Source organism: Pseudomonas sp. G2-4 (assembly GCF_030064125.1).
Classification (GTDB): domain Bacteria; phylum Pseudomonadota; class Gammaproteobacteria; order Pseudomonadales; family Pseudomonadaceae; genus Aquipseudomonas.
On the sequence record NZ_CP125957.1, the window covers coordinates 4,255,415 to 4,274,329 of the forward strand.

At 62.2% G+C, this 18,915-nt stretch carries 16 protein-coding genes; 7 read left to right on the plus strand and 9 right to left on the minus strand.

The features are described from left to right. The first annotated feature begins 26 nt into the window (after positions 1–26). The 5 genes from QNH97_RS18420 to QNH97_RS18440 all read left to right on the plus strand — a co-directional run bounded on the left by QNH97_RS18420 (position 27) and on the right by QNH97_RS18440 (position 7,776). Complete coding sequence (locus QNH97_RS18420; protein WP_283557510.1) at positions 27–1,607, plus strand: ABC transporter ATP-binding protein; 1,581 nt, start codon at positions 27–29, stop codon at positions 1,605–1,607. Positions 1,608–1,751: 144 nt separating this feature from the next. After that, positions 1,752–3,167 carry a sigma-54 interaction domain-containing protein gene (locus tag QNH97_RS18425; RefSeq protein WP_283553289.1) on the plus strand — a complete coding sequence of 472 codons (1,416 nt, stop codon included), beginning with the start codon at positions 1,752–1,754 and terminating at the stop codon, positions 3,165–3,167. Between the two features lie 301 nt (positions 3,168–3,468). Further along, a complete protein-coding gene (locus tag QNH97_RS18430) occupies positions 3,469–4,860 on the plus strand; it encodes a GntP family permease (RefSeq protein WP_283553290.1) in 1,392 nt (463 codons plus the stop codon). Positions 4,861–4,867: 7 nt separating this feature from the next. Then, positions 4,868–5,644, plus strand: coding sequence for a 3-hydroxybutyrate dehydrogenase (locus tag QNH97_RS18435; RefSeq protein ID WP_283553291.1), 777 nt, complete (start codon positions 4,868–4,870; stop codon positions 5,642–5,644). Between the two features lie 176 nt (positions 5,645–5,820). After that, on the plus strand, positions 5,821–7,776 hold the full coding sequence (locus QNH97_RS18440; protein ID WP_283553292.1) for an acetoacetate--CoA ligase: 1,956 nt from the start codon (positions 5,821–5,823) through the stop codon (positions 7,774–7,776). A gap of 151 nt (positions 7,777–7,927) precedes the next feature. Here QNH97_RS18440 and QNH97_RS18445 read toward each other — a convergent pair whose 3' ends face one another. Next, positions 7,928–9,043 carry a PilT/PilU family type 4a pilus ATPase gene (locus QNH97_RS18445; protein WP_283553293.1) on the minus strand — a complete coding sequence of 372 codons (1,116 nt, stop codon included), beginning with the start codon at positions 9,041–9,043 and terminating at the stop codon, positions 7,928–7,930. A 133-nt stretch (positions 9,044–9,176) separates the two neighbouring features. On the opposite strand from QNH97_RS18445, the gene QNH97_RS18450 reads away from it, so the two are divergent. Together QNH97_RS18450 and QNH97_RS18455 are read left to right on the plus strand one after the other, a co-directional pair. After that, complete coding sequence (locus QNH97_RS18450; RefSeq protein WP_283553294.1) at positions 9,177–11,714, plus strand: PAS domain-containing hybrid sensor histidine kinase/response regulator family protein; 2,538 nt, start codon at positions 9,177–9,179, stop codon at positions 11,712–11,714. Positions 11,715–11,759: 45 nt separating this feature from the next. Beyond that, positions 11,760–12,035, plus strand: a complete 276-nt coding sequence (locus tag QNH97_RS18455) for a peptidylprolyl isomerase (RefSeq protein ID WP_003182808.1) — start codon at positions 11,760–11,762, stop codon at positions 12,033–12,035. A gap of 149 nt (positions 12,036–12,184) precedes the next feature. Here the strand turns inward: QNH97_RS18455 and QNH97_RS18460 are convergent, their stop codons facing one another. The 8 genes from QNH97_RS18460 to QNH97_RS18495 all read right to left on the minus strand — a co-directional run bounded on the left by QNH97_RS18460 (position 12,185) and on the right by QNH97_RS18495 (position 18,886). Then, the gene (locus QNH97_RS18460; RefSeq protein WP_283553295.1) at positions 12,185–13,102 is read right to left on the minus strand and encodes a sugar kinase; all 918 of its coding nucleotides are present in this window, start codon (positions 13,100–13,102) and stop codon (positions 12,185–12,187) included. Between the two features lie 153 nt (positions 13,103–13,255). Continuing rightward, entirely contained in the window at positions 13,256–14,473 is a 1,218-nt protein-coding gene (locus QNH97_RS18465) for an amino acid deaminase (RefSeq protein WP_283553296.1), read from the minus strand. A 30-nt stretch (positions 14,474–14,503) separates the two neighbouring features. Next, a complete protein-coding gene (locus QNH97_RS18470) occupies positions 14,504–15,268 on the minus strand; it encodes an IclR family transcriptional regulator (RefSeq protein WP_283553297.1) in 765 nt (254 codons plus the stop codon). A gap of 160 nt (positions 15,269–15,428) precedes the next feature. Beyond that, on the minus strand, positions 15,429–15,818 hold the full coding sequence (locus QNH97_RS18475) for a RidA family protein (RefSeq protein WP_283553298.1): 390 nt from the start codon (positions 15,816–15,818) through the stop codon (positions 15,429–15,431). 42 nt (positions 15,819–15,860) lie between these two features. Continuing rightward, positions 15,861–16,652 (minus strand): amino acid ABC transporter ATP-binding protein, encoded by a 792-nt coding sequence (locus QNH97_RS18480; protein ID WP_283553299.1) that lies wholly within the window; start codon positions 16,650–16,652, stop codon positions 15,861–15,863. Then, positions 16,649–17,311, minus strand: coding sequence for an amino acid ABC transporter permease (locus tag QNH97_RS18485; RefSeq protein WP_283553300.1), 663 nt, complete (start codon positions 17,309–17,311; stop codon positions 16,649–16,651). The genes QNH97_RS18480 and QNH97_RS18485 overlap by 4 nt, the downstream gene beginning before the upstream one ends. Positions 17,312–17,320: 9 nt before the next feature. Then, entirely contained in the window at positions 17,321–17,983 is a 663-nt protein-coding gene (locus QNH97_RS18490; protein ID WP_014338685.1) for an amino acid ABC transporter permease, read from the minus strand. A gap of 54 nt (positions 17,984–18,037) precedes the next feature. Beyond that, positions 18,038–18,886, minus strand: coding sequence for a transporter substrate-binding protein (locus QNH97_RS18495; protein WP_283553301.1), 849 nt, complete (start codon positions 18,884–18,886; stop codon positions 18,038–18,040). Positions 18,887–18,915: the final 29 nt, after the last annotated feature.

The window sequence follows — 18,915 nt, forward strand, 5'->3', positions numbered from 1 at the left end:
AAACAGCCATGAAGCGGAACCTTGAGATGAGCGACAACCTGATCGAAATCCGCGACCTGAACGTGGCCTTCAACGACCAAACCGTGGTGCGCAACCTGTGCCTGGACATCCGCCCCGGCGAGTGCCTGGCGCTGGTGGGCGAGTCGGGCTCGGGCAAGTCGGTGACCGCCCATTCGATCCTGCAATTGCTGCCCGAGAACGAAGCCCGCACCACCGGCAGCGTTCGTTATCGTGGTCAGGAATTGGTGGGGGCCGACGCCCAGACCCTGCGGGAGCTGCGCGGTAACCGGATCGCGATGATTTTCCAGGAGCCGATGACGTCGCTGAACCCGCTGCACAGCGTCGAAAAGCAGATCGGTGAAACCCTGATGCTGCACAAGGGCCTGGGTGGTAAAGCGGCGCGCCAACGCATCCTGGAACTGCTGGCCTTGGTGGGCATCCAGAAACCCACCGAACGCCTCAAGGCCTACCCTCATCAACTGTCGGGCGGCCAGCGGCAACGGGTGATGATTGCCATGGCCCTGGCCTGCGAGCCGGAACTGTTGATTGCCGACGAGCCGACCACCGCGCTGGACGTAACCGTGCAGCGCAAGATTCTGTTGCTGCTCAAATCCCTGCAACAACGGCTCGGCATGTCATTGCTGTTGATCAGCCACGACCTCAATCTGGTGCGCAGCATCGCTCAACGGGTCTGTGTGATGAAGGCCGGGGAAATCGTCGAACAGGCGCCGTGCGAAGCCCTCTTCAGCGCGCCGAAACACCCCTACAGCTGCGAGCTGCTGCATGCCGAACCGGAAGGCGAGGCCCTGCCCCGGGACGACCGCGAGGACGTGTTGCAGGTACAAGACCTGCGCGTGAGTTTCCCCCTGGGCGGCGGTCTGTTTCGGCGCAAGGAATACCTGCACGCCGTGGACGGCATCAGCCTGAGCATCCAGCGCGGCAAGACACTGGGCATCGTCGGCGAATCCGGCTCCGGCAAGTCCACGCTGGGCCAGGCGATCCTGCGGCTGATCGAGTCCGAAGGCAGCATTCGTTTCCAGGGCCAGGCCCTCGATCATCTGTCGCAGAAAGCGCTGCGGCCATGGCGCAAGCAGATGCAGGTGGTGTTCCAGGACCCGTTCGGCAGCCTCAGCCCGCGGATGTCGGTGCAGCAGATCATCAGCGAAGGCCTTGAGGTGCACAGCCCGTCCAGTGCCGAGCAGTGCGAAGCCCAGGTGATCCAGGCCCTCAAGGAAGTCGGCCTCGACCCGCAGACCCGCCATCGCTACCCCCACGAATTCTCCGGTGGCCAGCGCCAACGCATCGCCATTGCCCGGGCGTTAGTGCTCAAGCCGGCGTTGATTTTGTTGGATGAACCCACATCGGCCCTGGACCGCACGGTGCAAAAGCAAGTGGTCGCCCTGCTCCGTCAGCTCCAGGAAAAGTACGGCTTGACCTACCTGTTCATCAGCCATGACCTGGCAGTGATTCGCGCCCTGGCCCACGACATGATCGTGATCAAGGACGGCAAAGTGGTCGAGCAAGGCGCCAGCCATGACGTGTTCGACTCACCCCAGCATCCCTATACCAAGGAGTTGTTGGCGGCGGCGCATCCGGGGTGGGCATAATGCGGCGCATGACCTGGCTCCGTATCGCGCCCATCGCGAGCAAGCTCGCTCCCACAGAGGGCTGCGTCGCGCCGAAGATCGAGTGTGGGAGCGAGCTTGCTCGCGATGACGGCCTGACAGGCACTACCTAATCCGGATCCGACCATGAACCCCACCGAAAGCCTCAAGGATTACAAGCGCGTGCGCACGCTGGCGATCCGTTCGTTGTTCGAGATCATCGAGCAGTCCAGCGAAGGCACGGTGATTGTCGACCGCGATGCGAATATCGTCTGGATGAACGAACGCTATGCCCGGCGCTTCGGCCTGAACTCGGCGCAGGAAGCCATCGGCCGGGCGTGCGAGAGCGTGATCCCAGGCAGCCTGTTGCGGGAAGTGGTGCGCACCGGGCGACCGATCCTGCTGGACATGCAGGACACGCCCAAGGAACCGCTGGTGGTGATGCGCCTGCCGATCCATGACAGCGCGGGCGCGGTGATCGGCGCCATCGGTTTTGCCTTGTTCGATGAATTGCGCAGCCTGTCGCCAATGCTCAAGCGCTACCTGAGCATGCAGGAAGAACTGGCCTCCACTCGCTCGTTGTTGCGGGCGCGGCAAACCAAATACAACTTCGCTCATTTCATTGGCACCAGCAGCGCCGGGCTGGAGGTCAAGCGGCGTGCCCGGCGCAGCGCCAGCGCCGATTCGCCAGTGTTGTTGCTCGGCGAAACCGGCACTGGAAAGGAGCTGCTGGCTCAGGCCATCCACAGCGCTTCGCCGCGGGCGCACAAGGCGTTCGTCAGCATCAACAGCGCGGCGATTCCTGAATCGCTGCTGGAAGCCGAGTTCTTCGGTACCGCTCCAGGGGCCTTCACCGGTGCCGACCGCAAGGGCCGCGCCGGCAAGCTGCAGATTGCCCAGGGCGGCACGCTGTTCCTCGATGAGATCGGCGACATGCCGTTGCCGCTGCAAAGCAAACTGCTGCGGGTGCTCCAGGAAAAGGAATACGAACCGGTGGGTTCCAACGAGGTGCTGCAAAGCGATGTGCGAGTGATCGCCGCCACGTCCATGGATTTAGAAGCGGCCATCAAGCGCGGGGAGTTTCGCGCCGACTTGTATTACCGCCTCAACGTGCTGCCGATCCAGGTCCCACCGCTGCGCGAACGCCTGGATGACTTGCCGGCCCTGAGTGAGGCGATCCTCGAAGAACTGCGCAGCCAGCATGAACTGAACCGCGAAGCCCTCGACCTGTTGGGACAACACGCCTGGCCGGGCAACATTCGCGAGCTGCGCAACGTGCTGGAACGGGCCGCGCTGCTCAGTGACGACCTGGTACTGACAGCGGCGGACATCCGCGCGGCCATCGGCACATTCACACCAGTCACCCGCACGGCGAGCCCGAGCCTTGAGCCGCTGCCCCATGAAACCTTTAGCCAGGCCCGGGCGCGATTCGACCGGCACCTGATCGAAACCACCCTCGCGCAATGCGGGGGCAAGGTGGTCGAGGCGGCTGAGCGGTTGGGGCTGGGGAGGTCGACGCTGTACAAGAAGATGGTGGCGTTGGGGATTGTAGAGTCTCATTAAGGAGACTTGTATCTCCAGATATAGACAATCCCTTTCAGAGCGCTTTGCGCTCATCGCGAGCAAGCTCGCTCCCACAGTGGACGGCGTCATCCCTATAAACACGGTCGACCTGTGGGAGCGAGCTTGCTCGCGATGAGGCCAGCACAGCCCACAAAAATCTCAAAACAGAGACAAAATTCCAAACCCCTTCGGCGAAACTCAATAATTTCCTTATATTTCATAAAGTTACCAAACTGGCACAAAACTCGCTAAAGCCTCTCCCACCGCTTCACCACAACAATAACAATCCAGGAGACACACCATGAGTGTGATCATTGCCTTGGCAGCCCTCACGCTGCTGATGGTCGCCGCCTACCGTGGCTACAGCGTTATCCTCTTTGCCCCCATCGCCGCCCTCGGCGCCGTCCTGCTCACCGACCCTTCCGCCGTCGCCCCTGCGTTCACCGGGGTGTTCATGGAGAAAATGGTCGGTTTCATCAAACTGTATTTCCCGGTGTTCCTGCTCGGCGCGGTGTTCGGCAAGCTGATCGAGCTGTCGGGCTTCTCCCGCTCCATCGTCGCGGCGGCGATTCGTCTGCTGGGTACGCGCCAGGCCATGCTGGTGATCGTGCTGGTCTGCGCCCTGTTGACCTACGGCGGCGTGTCGTTGTTTGTGGTGGTGTTCGCGGTCTACCCGTTTGCCGCCGAGATGTTCCGCCAGAGCAACATCCCCAAGCGCCTTATCCCGGCCACCATCGCCCTGGGTGCGTTCTCGTTCACCATGGACGCCCTGCCCGGCACGCCGCAGATCCAGAACATCATCCCCAGCACCTTCTTCAACACCACCGCCTGGGCCGCGCCGTGGCTGGGCGTGATCGGTACGATCTTTGTGTTCAGCCTCGGCATGCTGTTCCTGCAACGCCAGCGCAACAAGGCCCTGCGCGTGGGTGAAGGCTACGGTACCGAACTGCGCAACGAACCGGAAACCGCCGAAGACATCAAGCTGCCCAACCCCTGGATCGCTGTTTCGCCGCTGCTGGCCGTGGGGATCATGAACCTGCTGTTCACCCAGTGGATCCCCCAGTGGTATGGCAAGACCCACAGCCTGGCACTGCCGGGCATGGCGACACCGGTGACCAGTGACATCGCCAAGCTCACCGCGATCTGGGCCGTGCAGGCGGCGTTGCTGGTGGGCATCATCATGGTCCTGCTGTTCGGCTTCCGGGCCATTCGCAGCAAATTGGCCGAAGGCAGCAAGAGCGCGGTGGGTGGTGCATTGCTGGCAGCGATGAACACCGCTTCGGAATACGGTTTCGGCGCAGTGATCGCCTCGTTGCCGGGCTTCCTGGTACTGGCCGACTGGCTCAAGAACATTCCCAACCCACTGGTCAACGAAGCCGTGACCGTCACGCTGCTGGCGGGCATCACCGGCTCTGCGTCGGGTGGCATGAGCATCGCCCTGGCGGCAATGTCGGAAAGCTTCATCAGCGCCGCCAACGCCGCCAACATTCCCCTGGAAGTGCTGCACCGGGTAGCCGCCATGGCCAGCGGCGGCATGGACACCCTGCCCCACAACGGCGCGGTGATCACCCTGCTGGCCGTCACCGGGCTGACCCACCGGGAAGCCTACAAAGACATTTTCTGCATTACGCTGATCAAGACCCTCGCGGTGTTCTTCGTGATCGGTGTGTTCTACGCCACTGGCATTGTGTGAGGTTCCTATGACATCCCCTCTTTCGGGCAAGACCGCCCTGGTCACCGGCTCTACCAGCGGCATCGGCCTGGGCATCGCCCTGAGCCTGGCCAAGGCCGGCGCCAGTTTGATCCTCAATGGTTTTGGCGATGCCTCGGCGGTGATCGCCGAGGTGAAACAGTTTGGCGGCAAGGTCGGCCATCATCCCGCCGATGTCAGCGACCCGGCGCAGATCGCCGACATGCTCGCCTACGCCGAGCGCGAGTTCGGCGGCGTGGACATCCTGGTGAACAACGCCGGGATCCAGCACGTGGCCGCCGTGGAAGATTTCCCCGTGGAGCGCTGGGACTCGATCATCGCCATCAACCTGTCCTCGGTGTTCCACGCCACCCGCCTGAGCCTGCCGGGCATGCGCGCCAAGGGCTGGGGGCGGATCATCAACGTCGCCTCGGTGCATGGCCAGGTCGGCTCGGTGGGCAAGGCGGCGTATGTCGCGGCCAAGCACGGGGTGATCGGCCTGACCAAAGTGGTCGGCCTGGAAACCGCCACCAGCAATGTGACGTGCAATGCCATCTGCCCCGGCTGGGTGCTGACGCCACTGGTGCAAAAGCAGATCGACGACCGCATTGCCGCAGGCGTCGACCCGCAACAGGCGCAGCATGATCTGCTGGCGGAGAAACAGCCATCCCTGGCGTTCGTCACCCCTCCGCAACTGGGGGAACTGGTGCTGTTCCTGTGCAGCGAAGCCGGTAGCCAGGTGCGGGGCGCGGCGTGGAATATTGATGGTGGGTGGTTGGCTCAATAACACCACAACCCTCTGGCGAACATGCTGTTTGTGGCGAGGGAGCTTGCTCCCGCTGGACTGCGCAGCAGGCCCAATAGGCGGCCGCTGCGCAGCCGAGCGGGAGCAAGCTCCCTCGCCACGAAAAGCACCTTGTGCTGCAATGTTTGTAAGCCCCATAAAAAACAAGAGGCCTTCCCATGTCCGACATCCTCTGGCAACCCACCCCCGAGCGCATCACCCAGTCGCGCATGAACGCCTTTCGTCAGTTCGTCAACGCGCGGCATCACCTGCAACTGGACGACTACCCGGCCCTGCACGCCTGGAGCATCGACCAGCGCGAAGCCTTCTGGCAGGCCATCGTCGATTTCTTCGAGATCCGCTTTCATCAAGCGCCCAGCGAGGTCCTGGTGGAAGGCCCGCAAATGCCCAGCGCCCAGTGGTTCCCGGGGGCGACCCTGAACTTTGCCGAACACTTGTTGCGCCGCCGCGACGAGGCTGTCGCGGTGGTCGCCATTGACGAAAACGGCGGCCTGGAACAATTGACCTGGGCCGAACTCGCTGCCCACATCGCCGGCCTGCAAAAAAGCCTGCAAGCCGCTGGCGTCACCCAAGGTGACCGGGTGGCCGCGTGCATGCCCAACACCTGGCAGACCCTGGTGGGCATGCTCGCCACCACCAGCCTGGGGGCCATCTGGTCGTGCTCGTCGCCGGACTTCGGCACCCAAGGCGTCATCGACCGCTTCGGCCAGATCGAGCCCAAGGTGCTGATCACCTGCGCCGGTTACCGCTACGCCGGCAAGGTCATCGACCAGCGGACCAAGGTCAATGAAATCCTCGAACGGCTGCCGTCGTTGCAGCAGTTGATCGTGCTGCCCTATGCCCAGCCTGATGCACGCACGGATGATTTCAAGACCCCGGCCAGCGTCGCGCTATGGGATGACGTCTACCAAAGCGGCGGCGAACCGCAATTCATCGGCGTGCCCTTCGACCATCCGCTGTACATCCTCTATTCCAGCGGCACCACCGGCGTGCCGAAGTGCATCGTCCACGGCACCGGTGGCGTACTGCTGCAACACGTCAAGGAACATGGCCTGCATGTCGACCTCGGCCGCGAGGATCGCCTGTTCTACTACACCACCTGCGGCTGGATGATGTGGAACTGGCTGGTATCGGCCCTCGCCGTGGGCAGTGCAGTGGTGCTCTACGACGGCTCGCCGTTTCATCCCGGCCCCGAGCGCCTGCTGGACCTGATCGACCAGCAGCGCATCAGCGTGTTTGGCACCAGCCCAAAATACCTGGCCGCCTTGGAAAGCCAGGGCCTGAAACCTCGGCAAAGCCATGAACTGAGCAGCTTGAAGACCCTCCTGTCCACTGGCTCGGCGTTGGCCCCCCATAGTTACGATTACGTGTACCGCGACTTCAAGGCCGACGTCTGCCTGGCCTCGATGTCGGGTGGCACCGATATTGTGTCGTGCTTCGTCAACGGCAACCCGCTGGCGCCGGTGCGCCGGGGCGAGATGCAAGGCAAGAGCCTGGGCATGGCGGTGCAGGTCTGGAATGAAGCCGGGCAAGCGGTCATCGGCGAGAAAGGCGAACTCGTGTGCACCCGGCATTTCCCGGCGATGCCCATTGGCCTGTGGAACGATCCTCACCGGGAGAAGCTCCGTGCCTCCTACTTCGCCCAGTTCCCCGGCGTGTGGGCCCAAGGTGATTACGCCGAAGAACTGCCCCATGGCGGGCTGTTGATCCATGGACGCTCCGACGCCGTGCTCAACCCCGGTGGCGTACGCATCGGCACGGCGGAAATCTATCGGCAGGTGGAAAAGGTCGAAGCGGTACTGGACAGCGTCGCCATCGGCCAGCAATGGCAGGGCGATGTGCGGGTGGTGCTGTTCGTGCGTCTGCGCGAGGGCGTGACGCTGGACGAGGCCTTGGCGCAGCAAATCCGCCAAGTCATCCGCGCCAATACCACACCGCGTCATGTGCCGGCGAAGATCCTCGCGGTCAGCGATATTCCCCGGACCATCAGCGGCAAAGTGGTCGAACTGGCGGTGCGCAACGTGGTGCATGGCGAGGTGGTGAAAAACACCGATGCCCTGGCCAATCCAGAGGCGTTGGAGCAATTTCGGGATCGGCCGGAGCTGACTACCTGACGTTGGCTATCTGTTGCCCATGAGGGCCTCTTCGCGAGCAAGCTCGCTCCCACAAGGGGTCAGCGGTGAACATAAAAATCGCAGTCACCCGAGAACCCTGTGGGAGCGAGCTTGCTCGCGATGAACGATAACGCGGTCTAACGTTGAAGAATCAATCCACCAACCCCCACTCCCCCGCCGCTGGGTCAGCTGGAGGCACCGCGCCCGACTCGGCATGCAACTTCAAACGCAAGCGCAGGTTGTTCGCCGAGTCAGCGTTTTTCAGCGCTTCCTCTTCATCGATAGCCCCTTCCACCACCAGGTTGAACAAGGCCTGGTCGAAGCTTTGCATGCCCAGCTCCTCAGACTTTTCCATAATCCCCTTGAGCTCGCCAAGCTCATTGCGCCGGATCAAATCGGCCACGGTGGGCGATCCCAGCATGACCTCCACCGCAGCCCGACGCTGGCCCGTACGGGTGCGCACCAGGCGCTGGGAGACGAACGCCTTGAGGTTATTGCCCAAGTCATTGAGCAACTGCGGCCGGCGCTCTTCCGGGAAGAAGTTGATCACCCGATCCAGCGCCTGGTTGGCGTTATGGGCATGCAGCGTGGAAATCACCAAGTGCCCGGTGTCGGCAAAGGACAGGGCATGTTCCATGGTTTCGCGATCACGGATCTCACCGATCAGCACCACGTCGGGCGCCTGGCGCAGGGTGTTCTTCAGCGCAGCATGAAAACTGCGGGTGTCGACACCGACTTCCCGCTGGTTGATGATGGATTTCTTGTGCCGATGGATATACTCCACCGGGTCTTCGATGGTGATGATGTGGCCGCTGCTGTTGCGATTACGGTAGTCGATCAACGCCGCCAGGGAGGTCGATTTGCCCGACCCCGTCGCGCCAACGAACAGCATCAGCCCCTGCTTCTGCATAATGGTGTCCAGCAATACCAGCGGCAGTTTCAGGTCTTCGAAGCGCGGAATGTCCAGTTTGACGTTGCGTATCACCATGGACACGTCGTTGCGCTGCTTGAAAATATTCACCCGGAACCGCCCGACACCGGCCATCGATATCGCCAGGTTCATTTCCAGTTCCCGATCGAACTCAAGGCGCTGTTCGGCGTCCATCAAAGACTCGGCGAGCCCTGCAATGTCGCCGACCTTGAATGCCTGGTTACCCAAGGGTTTGATCACGCCCTCGAATCGCGCGCACGGCGGCGCGCCGGTGGACATGTAGAGGTCGGAGCCATCCTGGCTCGCCAGGATTCGCAACAAAGGATCGATTTCCATGGACTGAAACTTCCGCGAGACATCAATTGAAACAAGCTGACCCGAGCATGAAACCCTTCAGACCAACCCGCGCTTACCTTCTTCAGAGGATAGTAGACGCCGAGGCACTGACACGACTTCCAGGGGTTCCGCTATGAACGCAATACCCTCCGGCAGCGACATACAGAGTCTGATTGCCCAACGGGACTGGACCACCAGCCCCTTGGGCGCTGTCGAAACCTGGCCGCAAAGCCTGCGCACCGCCGTGGACATCGTGCTCCACTCACCGATGCCGATGGCCTTGCTGTGGGGCCCCGAGCTGACCCATTTCTACAACGACGCCTATGCCGGATTGGCCGGCGACAAGCATCCGCGGGCGTTCGGCCAGCCGACCCATACAGCATGGCCCGAACTGAGAGACGTCAACGCACCGATTTATCGCAGCGTGTTGCAAGGCCGCACGCACAGCAGCCGCGACCAGCAATGGCGCCTGCCCTTCGCCGGCCGCCTCTGCGACCTGTGGCTGGACCTGACCTACAGCCCGGTGCACGACGAAAGCGGCTCCGTCGCCGGTATCCTGATCACAGCCTTGGAAACCAGCGAGCGACGCCGACTGGCCCAGGAATTCGAACGGCGCTCCGAGGCCAGCCTCAAGGCCCAGTACGAGAGCGAGGAACGTCTGCAACTGGCCCTGGCCGCCACGGATGCGTTGGGCACCTGGGACTGGGATATCAGCGAAGATCGGTTCATTGCCGACGCACACTTCGCCCTGTTGCATGGTGTCGATCCGAGCCTGTCGCGCCAGTTGCCTATCACCGCCTATCTCGAGGGCGTGCACCCCGAAGACCGGGCCACGGTCGCTCGCAGCATCAAGCACTGCATCACCCACGGCACCGAATATGCCGAGGAATACCGTCTGCTGCGGCCCGACGGCGAGCTGCGCTGGGTGTTCGTGCGCGGTCGTTGCTACAAGGACCGCCACGGCCGGCCCAAGCGCTTTCTCGGCGCGGCCCTGGACCTGACCGAGCGCAAGCACACGGAGCAGGCCCTGCGCCAGAGCCAGACCGAGCTGCAACTGATCATCAATGCCATGCCGATCCTCATCAGCTATGTGGATCGTGAAGAGCGTTTCCGGCTGAACAACAGTGCCTACCTGGACTGGTACGGCCTGACGCCCCAGGAGCTGTACGGCAGGACCATCCGCGAAGTGATCGGCGAAGAAGCCTACGCGGCTCGTGCCGAACAGATCGCTGGCGCCCTGGCGGGCAAACCCTGCAGCTTCGCGGTGCAGTCGGATCATCGCGACGGCCGGCCACGCCATGCGTTGATCAACTACCTGCCCCGCCATGGGTCGGACGGTACGGTGAACGGCTTCTACATCTTTGTAATCGACGAGACGGAGAGCAAGAAAACCGAGGAAGCCCTGCGTAACCTCAACGAAACCCTGGAAGAGCGGGTCATCGCCCGTACCCAGCAACTGGCCGAAGCCAACCAACGGTTGCAAAACGAGATGTTCGAGCGCGAGCGCGCCGAAGAAGCCCTGCGTCATGCCCAGAAGATGGAAGCCGTGGGCCAGCTCACAGGCGGCATTGCCCATGACTTCAACAACATGCTCACGGGTATTCTCGGTAGCCTCGACCTGATCCAGCGCTACATTGCCAGCGGTCGCGCCGCCGAAATCGGCCGGTTTACCGAAGCGGCGGTGTCCTCGGCCAATCGCGCTGCCGCCCTGACCCACAGGCTGCTGGCATTCTCCCGGCGCCAGTCGCTGGACCGCAAACCCATGGACCCCAACCAGCTGGTGCACTCACTCGAAGACTTGCTAAGCCGTACCACCGGCGACCATATCGTGCTGCGCTTACAACTGGCCGATGAGCTTTGGCCAGTGAACACCGATGTCAGCCAGTTGGAAAACGCCTTGCTCAACCTGGTGATCAACGCCCGGGACGCCATGCCCGACGGCGGCGAACTGACCATCGAAACCGCCAATGTCTATCTCGACGGCAATGACATCAGTACCCTGGAACCGGTGAAGGCTGGCGACTACGTGATGATTGCCGTCAGCGACAATGGCAGCGGCATGACGCCCTCGGTGCTGGCAAAAGCCTTCGATCCGTTCTTCACCACCAAGCCCATCGGCCAGGGCACCGGCCTGGGCCTGTCGATGATCTACGGGTTTGCCCAGCAGTCCGGTGGGCACCTCAACCTGGACAGTGTTCCGGGCCAGGGCACACGCGTGCAGTTGTACCTGCCGCGGCTGCACGTCGCGCCCGCCGAACAGCCCGCGGCTTCATTGACTATCGACGCACCTGCGGCGATTGCCGGGGAGACCGTGCTGCTGGTCGAAGACGAGCCTGCGGTGCGCATGCTGGTACTCGATCTGCTGGATACCCTGGGCTATACCGCCCTTCAAGCCCAGGACGCCAAGTCGGCCCTTCCCCTGCTGGAGTCGAACCGGCGCATCGACTTGCTGGTGACCGATGTCGGTCTGCCGGGCATGAATGGCCGGCAACTGGCGGAAATCGCCCGCCAGCATCGGCCCGACCTGAAAGTACTGTTCATGACCGGATATGCGCAGAAAGCCGCCGAACGCCAGGGGTTCCTCGACCAGGGCATGGACCTGGTCGCCAAGCCTTTCACCCTCGATCTGCTGGCGAACAAGATTCGGACGATGATCAACCATGGCACCTGACTTGAGGCATAATCGCCGCCCCGTAACGTTCAGGTCAGCGCTGCAATGAAAGCCCAAGCCCGCCATATCCTGGTGAAAACCGCCGAAGAGGCCGAACAGCTCAAGCAACGCATCGCCAAGGGCGAAGCTTTCGATGTGCTGGCCAAGAAATACTCCACCTGCCCCTCCGGCAAACGCGGCGGTGACCTGGGTGAAGTGCGACCAGGGCAAATGGTCGGCGTGATCGATGCGGTGATCTTCAAGAAGCCCCTGCGGGTGGTGCATGGGCCGATCAAGAGCAAGTTCGGCTATCACTTGGTGCAGGTGTTTTATCGGGATTGAAATGACATTGCCCTGACAACCTGACCCTGTGGCGAGGGAGCTTGCTCCCGCTGGCCTGCGAAGCAGGCCCCAACAAACAGAAACGGCTGCTGCGCAGCCGAGCGGGAGCAAGCTCCCTCGCCACAGGACACACCCAACTTCCGGTGCAGTCAGTCCTTGGGCATCAACGCCCCCGGCACCTGGATCACCCGGCTCGCCAACAAATGCCCCGCCTCGGCCGCCTCCTGCGGAGTGCCACCCAGCAACCGGCTCGCCAGGTACGCGGCACTGAAGGAATCTCCCGCCGCCGTGGTGTCCACCACCCGCTCGACCCGTTGAGCGGGAATCTCATAAGACTCGCCATCGCAACGAATCAGACACGCCTCGGCACCGCGCTTGAGCACCACTTCCGGCGTTCCGAATTGCCCATAGGCGGCGAATACCGCGTCACTGTCGGCATAGCCGAACAGCGCCTGCTCATCCTCCACGGTCAGCAACGCCAGTTCCACGTAGGGCAGGACGCTGCGATAGGCCGCGCGGGCCGCTTCGACAGATGCCCAGAGCCTGGCTCGGTAGTTGTTGTCGAACACCACCTGCGCCCCGCGCCGACGCGCTTCGATCAGGGTCTCGATGAGCTTGCCCCGGCCCTGCTCGCCGAGCACCGCCAGGGTGACGCCACTGAAATACAGCACATCGTAGTCCAGCAAGGCAGCCAGGATCGGCCCGGCAGCCGGGGTGAGAAAGCAATCACGCACCGCCGCCTCGTTGCGCCAGTACAGAAACCGCCGCTCACCCGCCGCATCGGTCTGGATGCAATACAAACCCGGCAAGCGGCCGGGCAAACGCTGAACCCGTTCCAGGCCGATGTTTTCCGCCGCCCAGCTTCGGCACATGGCATCGCTGAAACTGTCGTCGCCCAGGGCGGTGACATAGTCCACCGAACCGTTGTCACCCAAGGCGCGGGACAGGTACACCGAGGTGTTCAGGGTATCGCCGCCGAAGCTTTGCAGCAGGCTGCCGTCGGCGCGTTGTTGCAGTTCAATCATGCACTCGCCGATCAGGGCGATGCGGGGTTTTGGGTTGCTCATGGATGATCCTGATGTTTCGGTGGTGTCTGGCAGGCCGCTATCGCGAGCAGGCTCGCTCCCTCAGGGGGATCGTGGCGACCACAAATGTTGTGTTCACAACAAATCCAGTGTGGGAGCGAGCCTGCTCGCGATAGCCACAACTCGGTCCAAAGGCTAGAAACAAGTCTCCATGCTCTCCACCACCCGCAACCCCTCGTCCACCAGGCACCCCACCCGCCACTTATCAAACGTCAGGCATGGATGCGAAGTACCGAACGAGATGATGTCGCCCACCCGCAACTCAACCCCAGGCGCCACTGTCATGAACGCATGCTGATCCATCACTGCCGTCACCTTGCAGCTGCTCACGTCGTCGCCCACCACTGAATCCGAACCTGGTTTATAGCGTTTGAGCGGCACCGGCAGTCCGGCGTCGTAGGCCACGTCGCGCTTGCCCAGGGCGATCACCGCGAAGCCTGGCTCCGGCAACGATTGCACATGGGCCCAGACTTCCAGGGCCGGACGCAGGCCTTCGTGCAGGTCGTTGCGCCGCTCCAGCACACAACACTGGGCTTCCTTGTAGATGCCGTGGTCATGGGCCACGTAACTGCCGGGACGCAGCACACTGAGAAAACGCCCGTGGGCATTCCGGGCTTCGAAGGACTCGGCGATCAGGTCGTACCAGGCCGAACCCGAGGCGGTGATGATCGGCTTGTCGATGGCGAACGCGCCGCTGTCCTGCAACTGCACCGCGAGCCCCACCAAAGACGCTGCAAAGGCGCGGATGCCACTGATGGCGTGGTCACCGTGGATCACCCCTTCGTAACCTTCGATACCGGTCAACGCCAGCGCCGGTTGCGCCCGGATCGCCTCGGCCAGGGCCAGTACCTCGGCCTCGCTCCGGCAGCCACAACGACCGCCAACCACGCCGTACTCGATCATCACGTTCAGCTTCATACCGCGCGAGGCGAAGAACGCCCCAAGATCAGCAACGTTGTCGGGATGATCGACCATGCAATGGAATTCAAACGTTGGGTCGGCCAGCAAATCGGCGATCAGTGCCATGTTTGGCGTGCCCACCAGCTGGTTGGCCATCAACACCCGGCGTACGCCGTGGGCGTAAGCGGCACGGGTCTGCACGGCGGTAGCGAGGGTCAAGCCCCAGGCACCGGCATCGAGCTGACGACGAAACAGCGCCGGGGTCATGCTGGTCTTGCCGTGGGGCGCCAGTTCGGCGCCGCTGTCGGTGACGAACACTTGCATCCAGTGAATGTTGTGCTCCAGTGCTGCGCGATGCAGCACCAGCGCCGGCAGGCTGACGTCCTTGAGCAGGTGGGCGCCGACGGGGGCCGCGCCCTTCTCTACGTCAGCATTGGAAATGGCAGAAGACATGTTCGAACTCCTCACAGGCAGCGCTGCTGTCTATTCGTTGATGCGCCGGGCCAGGTTGTTGGCGCTTTCGATCAGCACCCGGCGGTAATCGGCATAATTGTTCCTGGCATCCGCCCGGGGGGCGACGATGCACAGGGTCGCGATGGCCACGCCGCGGGGGTCTTTGACCGGCGCGGCGAAGCAATGGGTGAAGGTGTCGGCGACGCTGTCGAAAGAGAAAAAGCCGTCGAGGCCGGCCTGGCGGATTTCCTTGAGGAATTGCTCCAGGGGCAGGCGCTCACCGTCCGGCAGGATGAAGTCGTCGGGGTCGATCAAGTCGACAATTTGCTGGTCGCTCAAATGCGCCAACAGCAGGCGACCGGACGCCGTCCAGGGAATCGGCGCGTTTTCGCCAATGTCCGATGAAATGCGGAAATGCCGCTCACCCTCCTTCATCAAGGCCACAGTGTATTTGCGCCCATTGAGCAGGCACATCTGGGCGGTTTCACGGGTCTGGCTGACGATCTCCTGCAAGGCGTGATCGGCCTCGCGACTCAGGTCGAAATGCCGCAGGTGCGCCTGTCCGAGAAAGTACAACTGACGGCCCAGGTAGACGTGACCGTCCTTGCCCACCGGTTCGAGGATGCGCCGATCCAGCAGTGACGCCACCAGCTCATAGACCGTGGACTTGGGGCTGCCGATACCACTGGCAATATCGTTCGGACGTAGCGGCTGGCCGATTTCCTTGAGGAAATCGAGGATATCGAACGCCCGATCCAATCCCCGGGCCCGGCGTTTGATGGTGTCTTCGGTCATGTCTTCGGTTCCTGGTCATTCACTCATAGACGCTTGCATTTCGTGGCGAGGGAGCTTGCTCCCGCTCGGCTGCGCAGCAGTCGCTCATGGGGCCTGCTGCGCAGGCCAGCGGGAGCAAGCTCCCTCGCCACACCGGCCTAGCATGCCAGCGTTTCTGGATTCAGGCCTTTTTCTTGTAGGCCACACAATCGATCTCGACCTTGCAATCAACCATCATGCTCGCCTGCACACAGGCCCGGGCCGGGGCGTGTTCAGGGCTGAAGTATTCGCTGAACACCTTGTTGAAACTCCAGAAATCCCGCGGGTCATCCAGCCACACGCCGCAACGCACCACATCCTTGAGCTCGTAACCGGCCTCTTCGAGAATCGCGACCAGGTTCTTCATGGTCTGGTGCGTCTGCTCGACGATCCCGCCGACAATGATTTCGCCGTTCACCGCCGGCACCTGGCCGGACACATGCAACCAGCCATCGGCCTCCACGGCGCGGGCGAATGGCCGTGGCTGACCGCCGCCTGCGGAACTGCCGGTGCCGTAGCGCGTAATGCTCATGGGTGTTTCTCCTTGCTTGGATAAATTAAAAACTCAACTGAATCAAAAGCGGGTGTTCTTGAGGAACTCCGCCAGCCGCGGCGACTGCGGCCGCTCGAACAATTCTTTCGGTGGCCCCTGCTCTTCGATGCGGCCCTGGTTCATGAACACGATCTTGTCCGACACCTCGAAGGCAAAGCGCATTTCGTGGGTCACCAGCAACATGGTCATGCCGTCCTCGGCCAGGCCCTTGATCACGTTCAGCACTTCACCCACCAGTTCCGGGTCCAGGGCCGAGGTGACTTCGTCGAACAGCATCAGGCTGGGGTTCATGGCAATCGCCCGGGCAATCGCCACGCGCTGCTGCTGGCCGCCAGACAACTGACCGGGGAAGTGATCGCGCCGTTCCAGCAGGCCAACCCGCTCCAGCCATTTCTCGGCCAGGGCCACCGCTTCGTCCTTGGGCAGTTTTTTCACCTTGAGCAGACCCAGGGTGACGTTCTGCAACGCGGTCAAATGGGGAAACAGGTTGAATTGCTGAAAGGCCATGCCGGTCATGGCGCGGTGCCGGGCGATGACTTTTTCGGCATGGCGCACGCGCTTGCCGCCGACGTCGTCATAGCCGATGGATTCGCCATCGAGCACGATCTGGCCGCCCTGGAATTCTTCGAGCATGTTCACGCAGCGCAGCAGCGTGGTCTTGCCCGAACCGCTGGAGCCGATCAGCGTGACCACGTTGCCGCGCTGCATGCTCAGGTCCACGCCCTTGAGCACTTCCACTGGGCCGTATTGTTTGCGCAAGCCGCGAATGTCCAACAACGGTTGGGTGTTGGCAGGAGTCGAGATATCAGTCATGGCAAGGCCACCCGCTTTTCAATGTACCGCCCGAACAATTCGATGGCGTAATTGATGATAAAAAAGAGAAACCCGGCGAACAGGTAAAACTCCAGGGTCATGAAAGTCCGGGCGATGATCTGCTGGGTGCTGAGCAGCAGTTCGGCGACGCCGATCACCGACAGCAGGGTCGAGGCCTTGACGATCTCGGTGGAGGAATTGACCCAGGTCGGCAAGATCTGCCGCAGCGCCTGGGGCAACAACACATAACCCAGCGCCTGGAAGAACGTCAGGCCGATGGCCTGGCTCGCTTCCATTTGCCCGCGCGGCAATGCCTGTAGGGCGCCGCGCACAATCTCGGCCACATGAGAGCCGCAAAACAGCGTCAGGCCCAGCACACCGGCCTCGAATGCGCCGATCTGCCAGCCCAGGGCCGGGGCCATGTAGAAACAGGCCAACACCAACACGAACACGGGGGTACCGCGAATCAGGTCGACGTAGAAACGAAACGGCGCACGCATCCAGACCCGGCCGTAAGTCAGCACCAACCCGGCCATCAGGCCGATCACCGTGCCCAACAATATCGCCAGCACCGAACACTGCACGCTGGTGAGGAAACCGGCCCACAAGGTGTCCCGGGCGACCCACAACTCATGCAACCAACTGGGTGATTCGTACATGGGACACTCCTAACGGCGGATCGCCAGGCGCTGCTCGAAATAGCGCAGCAGCATGGCAATGAGGTAACAGGCCGCGACATACAGAGCCGTGGTCACCAACCAGGTTTCGATCACCCGATAGCTCTCCACGTTGATCTTGCGGGCGTAATAGGTCAGCTCCGGGACGGCAATCGCCGCCGCCAGCGAGGTGTCCTTGAACAGCGAAATGAAGTTGTTCGACAAGGCCGGCAATACGTTGCGCAGCATCACCGGGACGGTGACATAGGCTTTCACCTGCCATTCGCCCAGGCCGATGGCCAGCCCCGCCTCACGCTGCCCCTTGTGAATGCTCAACAACCCACCGCGAAACACTTCGGTCAAGTAAGCCCCGGCGTACAACGAGAGGGTGATGACGAACGAGGGCAGCTTGTCCAGGCGAATGCCCAGGCTCGGCAAGGCGAAGTAAATCAACAGGATCAGCACCAGAATCGGCGTATTGCGGATCACCGTGACATACACCGAGGCCAGCACCCGCAGGACGCGATGCTTGCTCAGCAGCGCGAACGCCATCGCCAGGCCGATCACGCAACCGATGGCGATCGACACCAGCGCCAGGGAAAGCCCCAGGCCGAGTCCCGCCAGCAAGGTGTCGAAATCGCGCCAGACGGCGGCAAAGTTCAACTGATAATTCATGGTCAGCAGTACCTTCGACGGGGCGCCCTGAAGTGGCGCCCCGGGCTCACAGGGTCATTTGAACTCAACAGGAAAACCAATCGCCGGCGACGGCAGGTCCACGCCGAACCACTGCTTGAACGATGCGGCGTAGGTGGGGAATTCCACGCCGGTCATGGCTTCATGCAAGGTGGTGTTGACGAAGTTCAGCCAGTCCTGATCGCCGCGCTTGACCGCGCAGGCATAGGTTTGCGGGCTCCAGGCGTAGGCCGGGCTGCGATAACGGCCGGGGTTCTGCACCATCAGGTATTTGACCGAGGACTGATCGGTGGCGGCAGCATCGGCGCGACCGGAGTTCACCGCCTGGTACATCAGGTCAACGCTGTCGTACTGGTCGACCTTGGCCTTGGGCAAGGCCTGATGCACCAACTCTTCGGCGTACACATTCTGCAGTACCGCCACGGTGACACCGTCGCCGCCGGCCTTGAGGTCTTCGATCTCCTTGTACTTGCTGTTGTTCGGTAGCAGCAGGCCAACGCCTTCGCGGTAGTACGGCAAGGTGAACGCCACCTGCTGGGCGCGGCTGGCGGTGACGGTGATGAACTGGCAGCTCATGTCGACCTTGTCGGTCAGCAGGTTGGGAATCCGCGCATCGGAAGACTGCACCACGAACTCGACTTTCTCAGGATCATTGAACAGCCCCTTGGCGACCATCCGTGCGATGTCGATATCAAAACCCTGCAACTTGCCATCCGCTCCCTGGAAGTGCCACGGCGCATTGGTACTGCCCGTGCCCACGATCAATTTCCCACGTTGCAGCACGCTATCGAGCTTGCTGTCGGCCGCCTGGGCGACACCCACGGCAGCCGTCGTGGCCGCGAAGAGAAAAACACACGCTTTGAACAAGGATGGTCGGCGTTGCATGGCAAGCACTCCAGGATGAGTTTATTCCG

Coding starts and splice junctions, on each gene's coding strand:
- QNH97_RS18465 (WP_283553296.1), bottom strand. CDS start 14,473: ATGTCTTCTGCCATTTCCAATGCTGACGTAGAGAAGGGCGCGGCCCCC.
- QNH97_RS18445 (WP_283553293.1), bottom strand. CDS start 9,043: ATGGAAATCGATCCTTTGTTGCGAATCCTGGCGAGCCAGGATGGCTCC.
- QNH97_RS18450 (WP_283553294.1), top strand. CDS start 9,177: ATGAACGCAATACCCTCCGGCAGCGACATACAGAGTCTGATTGCCCAA.
- QNH97_RS18490 (WP_014338685.1), bottom strand. CDS start 17,983: ATGAATTATCAGTTGAACTTTGCCGCCGTCTGGCGCGATTTCGACACC.
- QNH97_RS18485 (WP_283553300.1), bottom strand. CDS start 17,311: ATGTACGAATCACCCAGTTGGTTGCATGAGTTGTGGGTCGCCCGGGAC.
- QNH97_RS18460 (WP_283553295.1), bottom strand. CDS start 13,102: ATGAGCAACCCAAAACCCCGCATCGCCCTGATCGGCGAGTGCATGATT.
- QNH97_RS18455 (WP_003182808.1), top strand. CDS start 11,760: ATGAAAGCCCAAGCCCGCCATATCCTGGTGAAAACCGCCGAAGAGGCC.
- QNH97_RS18480 (WP_283553299.1), bottom strand. CDS start 16,652: ATGACTGATATCTCGACTCCTGCCAACACCCAACCGTTGTTGGACATT.
- QNH97_RS18440 (WP_283553292.1), top strand. CDS start 5,821: ATGTCCGACATCCTCTGGCAACCCACCCCCGAGCGCATCACCCAGTCG.
- QNH97_RS18470 (WP_283553297.1), bottom strand. CDS start 15,268: ATGACCGAAGACACCATCAAACGCCGGGCCCGGGGATTGGATCGGGCG.
- QNH97_RS18495 (WP_283553301.1), bottom strand. CDS start 18,886: ATGCAACGCCGACCATCCTTGTTCAAAGCGTGTGTTTTTCTCTTCGCG.
- QNH97_RS18430 (WP_283553290.1), top strand. CDS start 3,469: ATGAGTGTGATCATTGCCTTGGCAGCCCTCACGCTGCTGATGGTCGCC.
- QNH97_RS18425 (WP_283553289.1), top strand. CDS start 1,752: ATGAACCCCACCGAAAGCCTCAAGGATTACAAGCGCGTGCGCACGCTG.
- QNH97_RS18475 (WP_283553298.1), bottom strand. CDS start 15,818: ATGAGCATTACGCGCTACGGCACCGGCAGTTCCGCAGGCGGCGGTCAG.
- QNH97_RS18435 (WP_283553291.1), top strand. CDS start 4,868: ATGACATCCCCTCTTTCGGGCAAGACCGCCCTGGTCACCGGCTCTACC.
- QNH97_RS18420 (WP_283557510.1), top strand. CDS start 27: ATGAGCGACAACCTGATCGAAATCCGCGACCTGAACGTGGCCTTCAAC.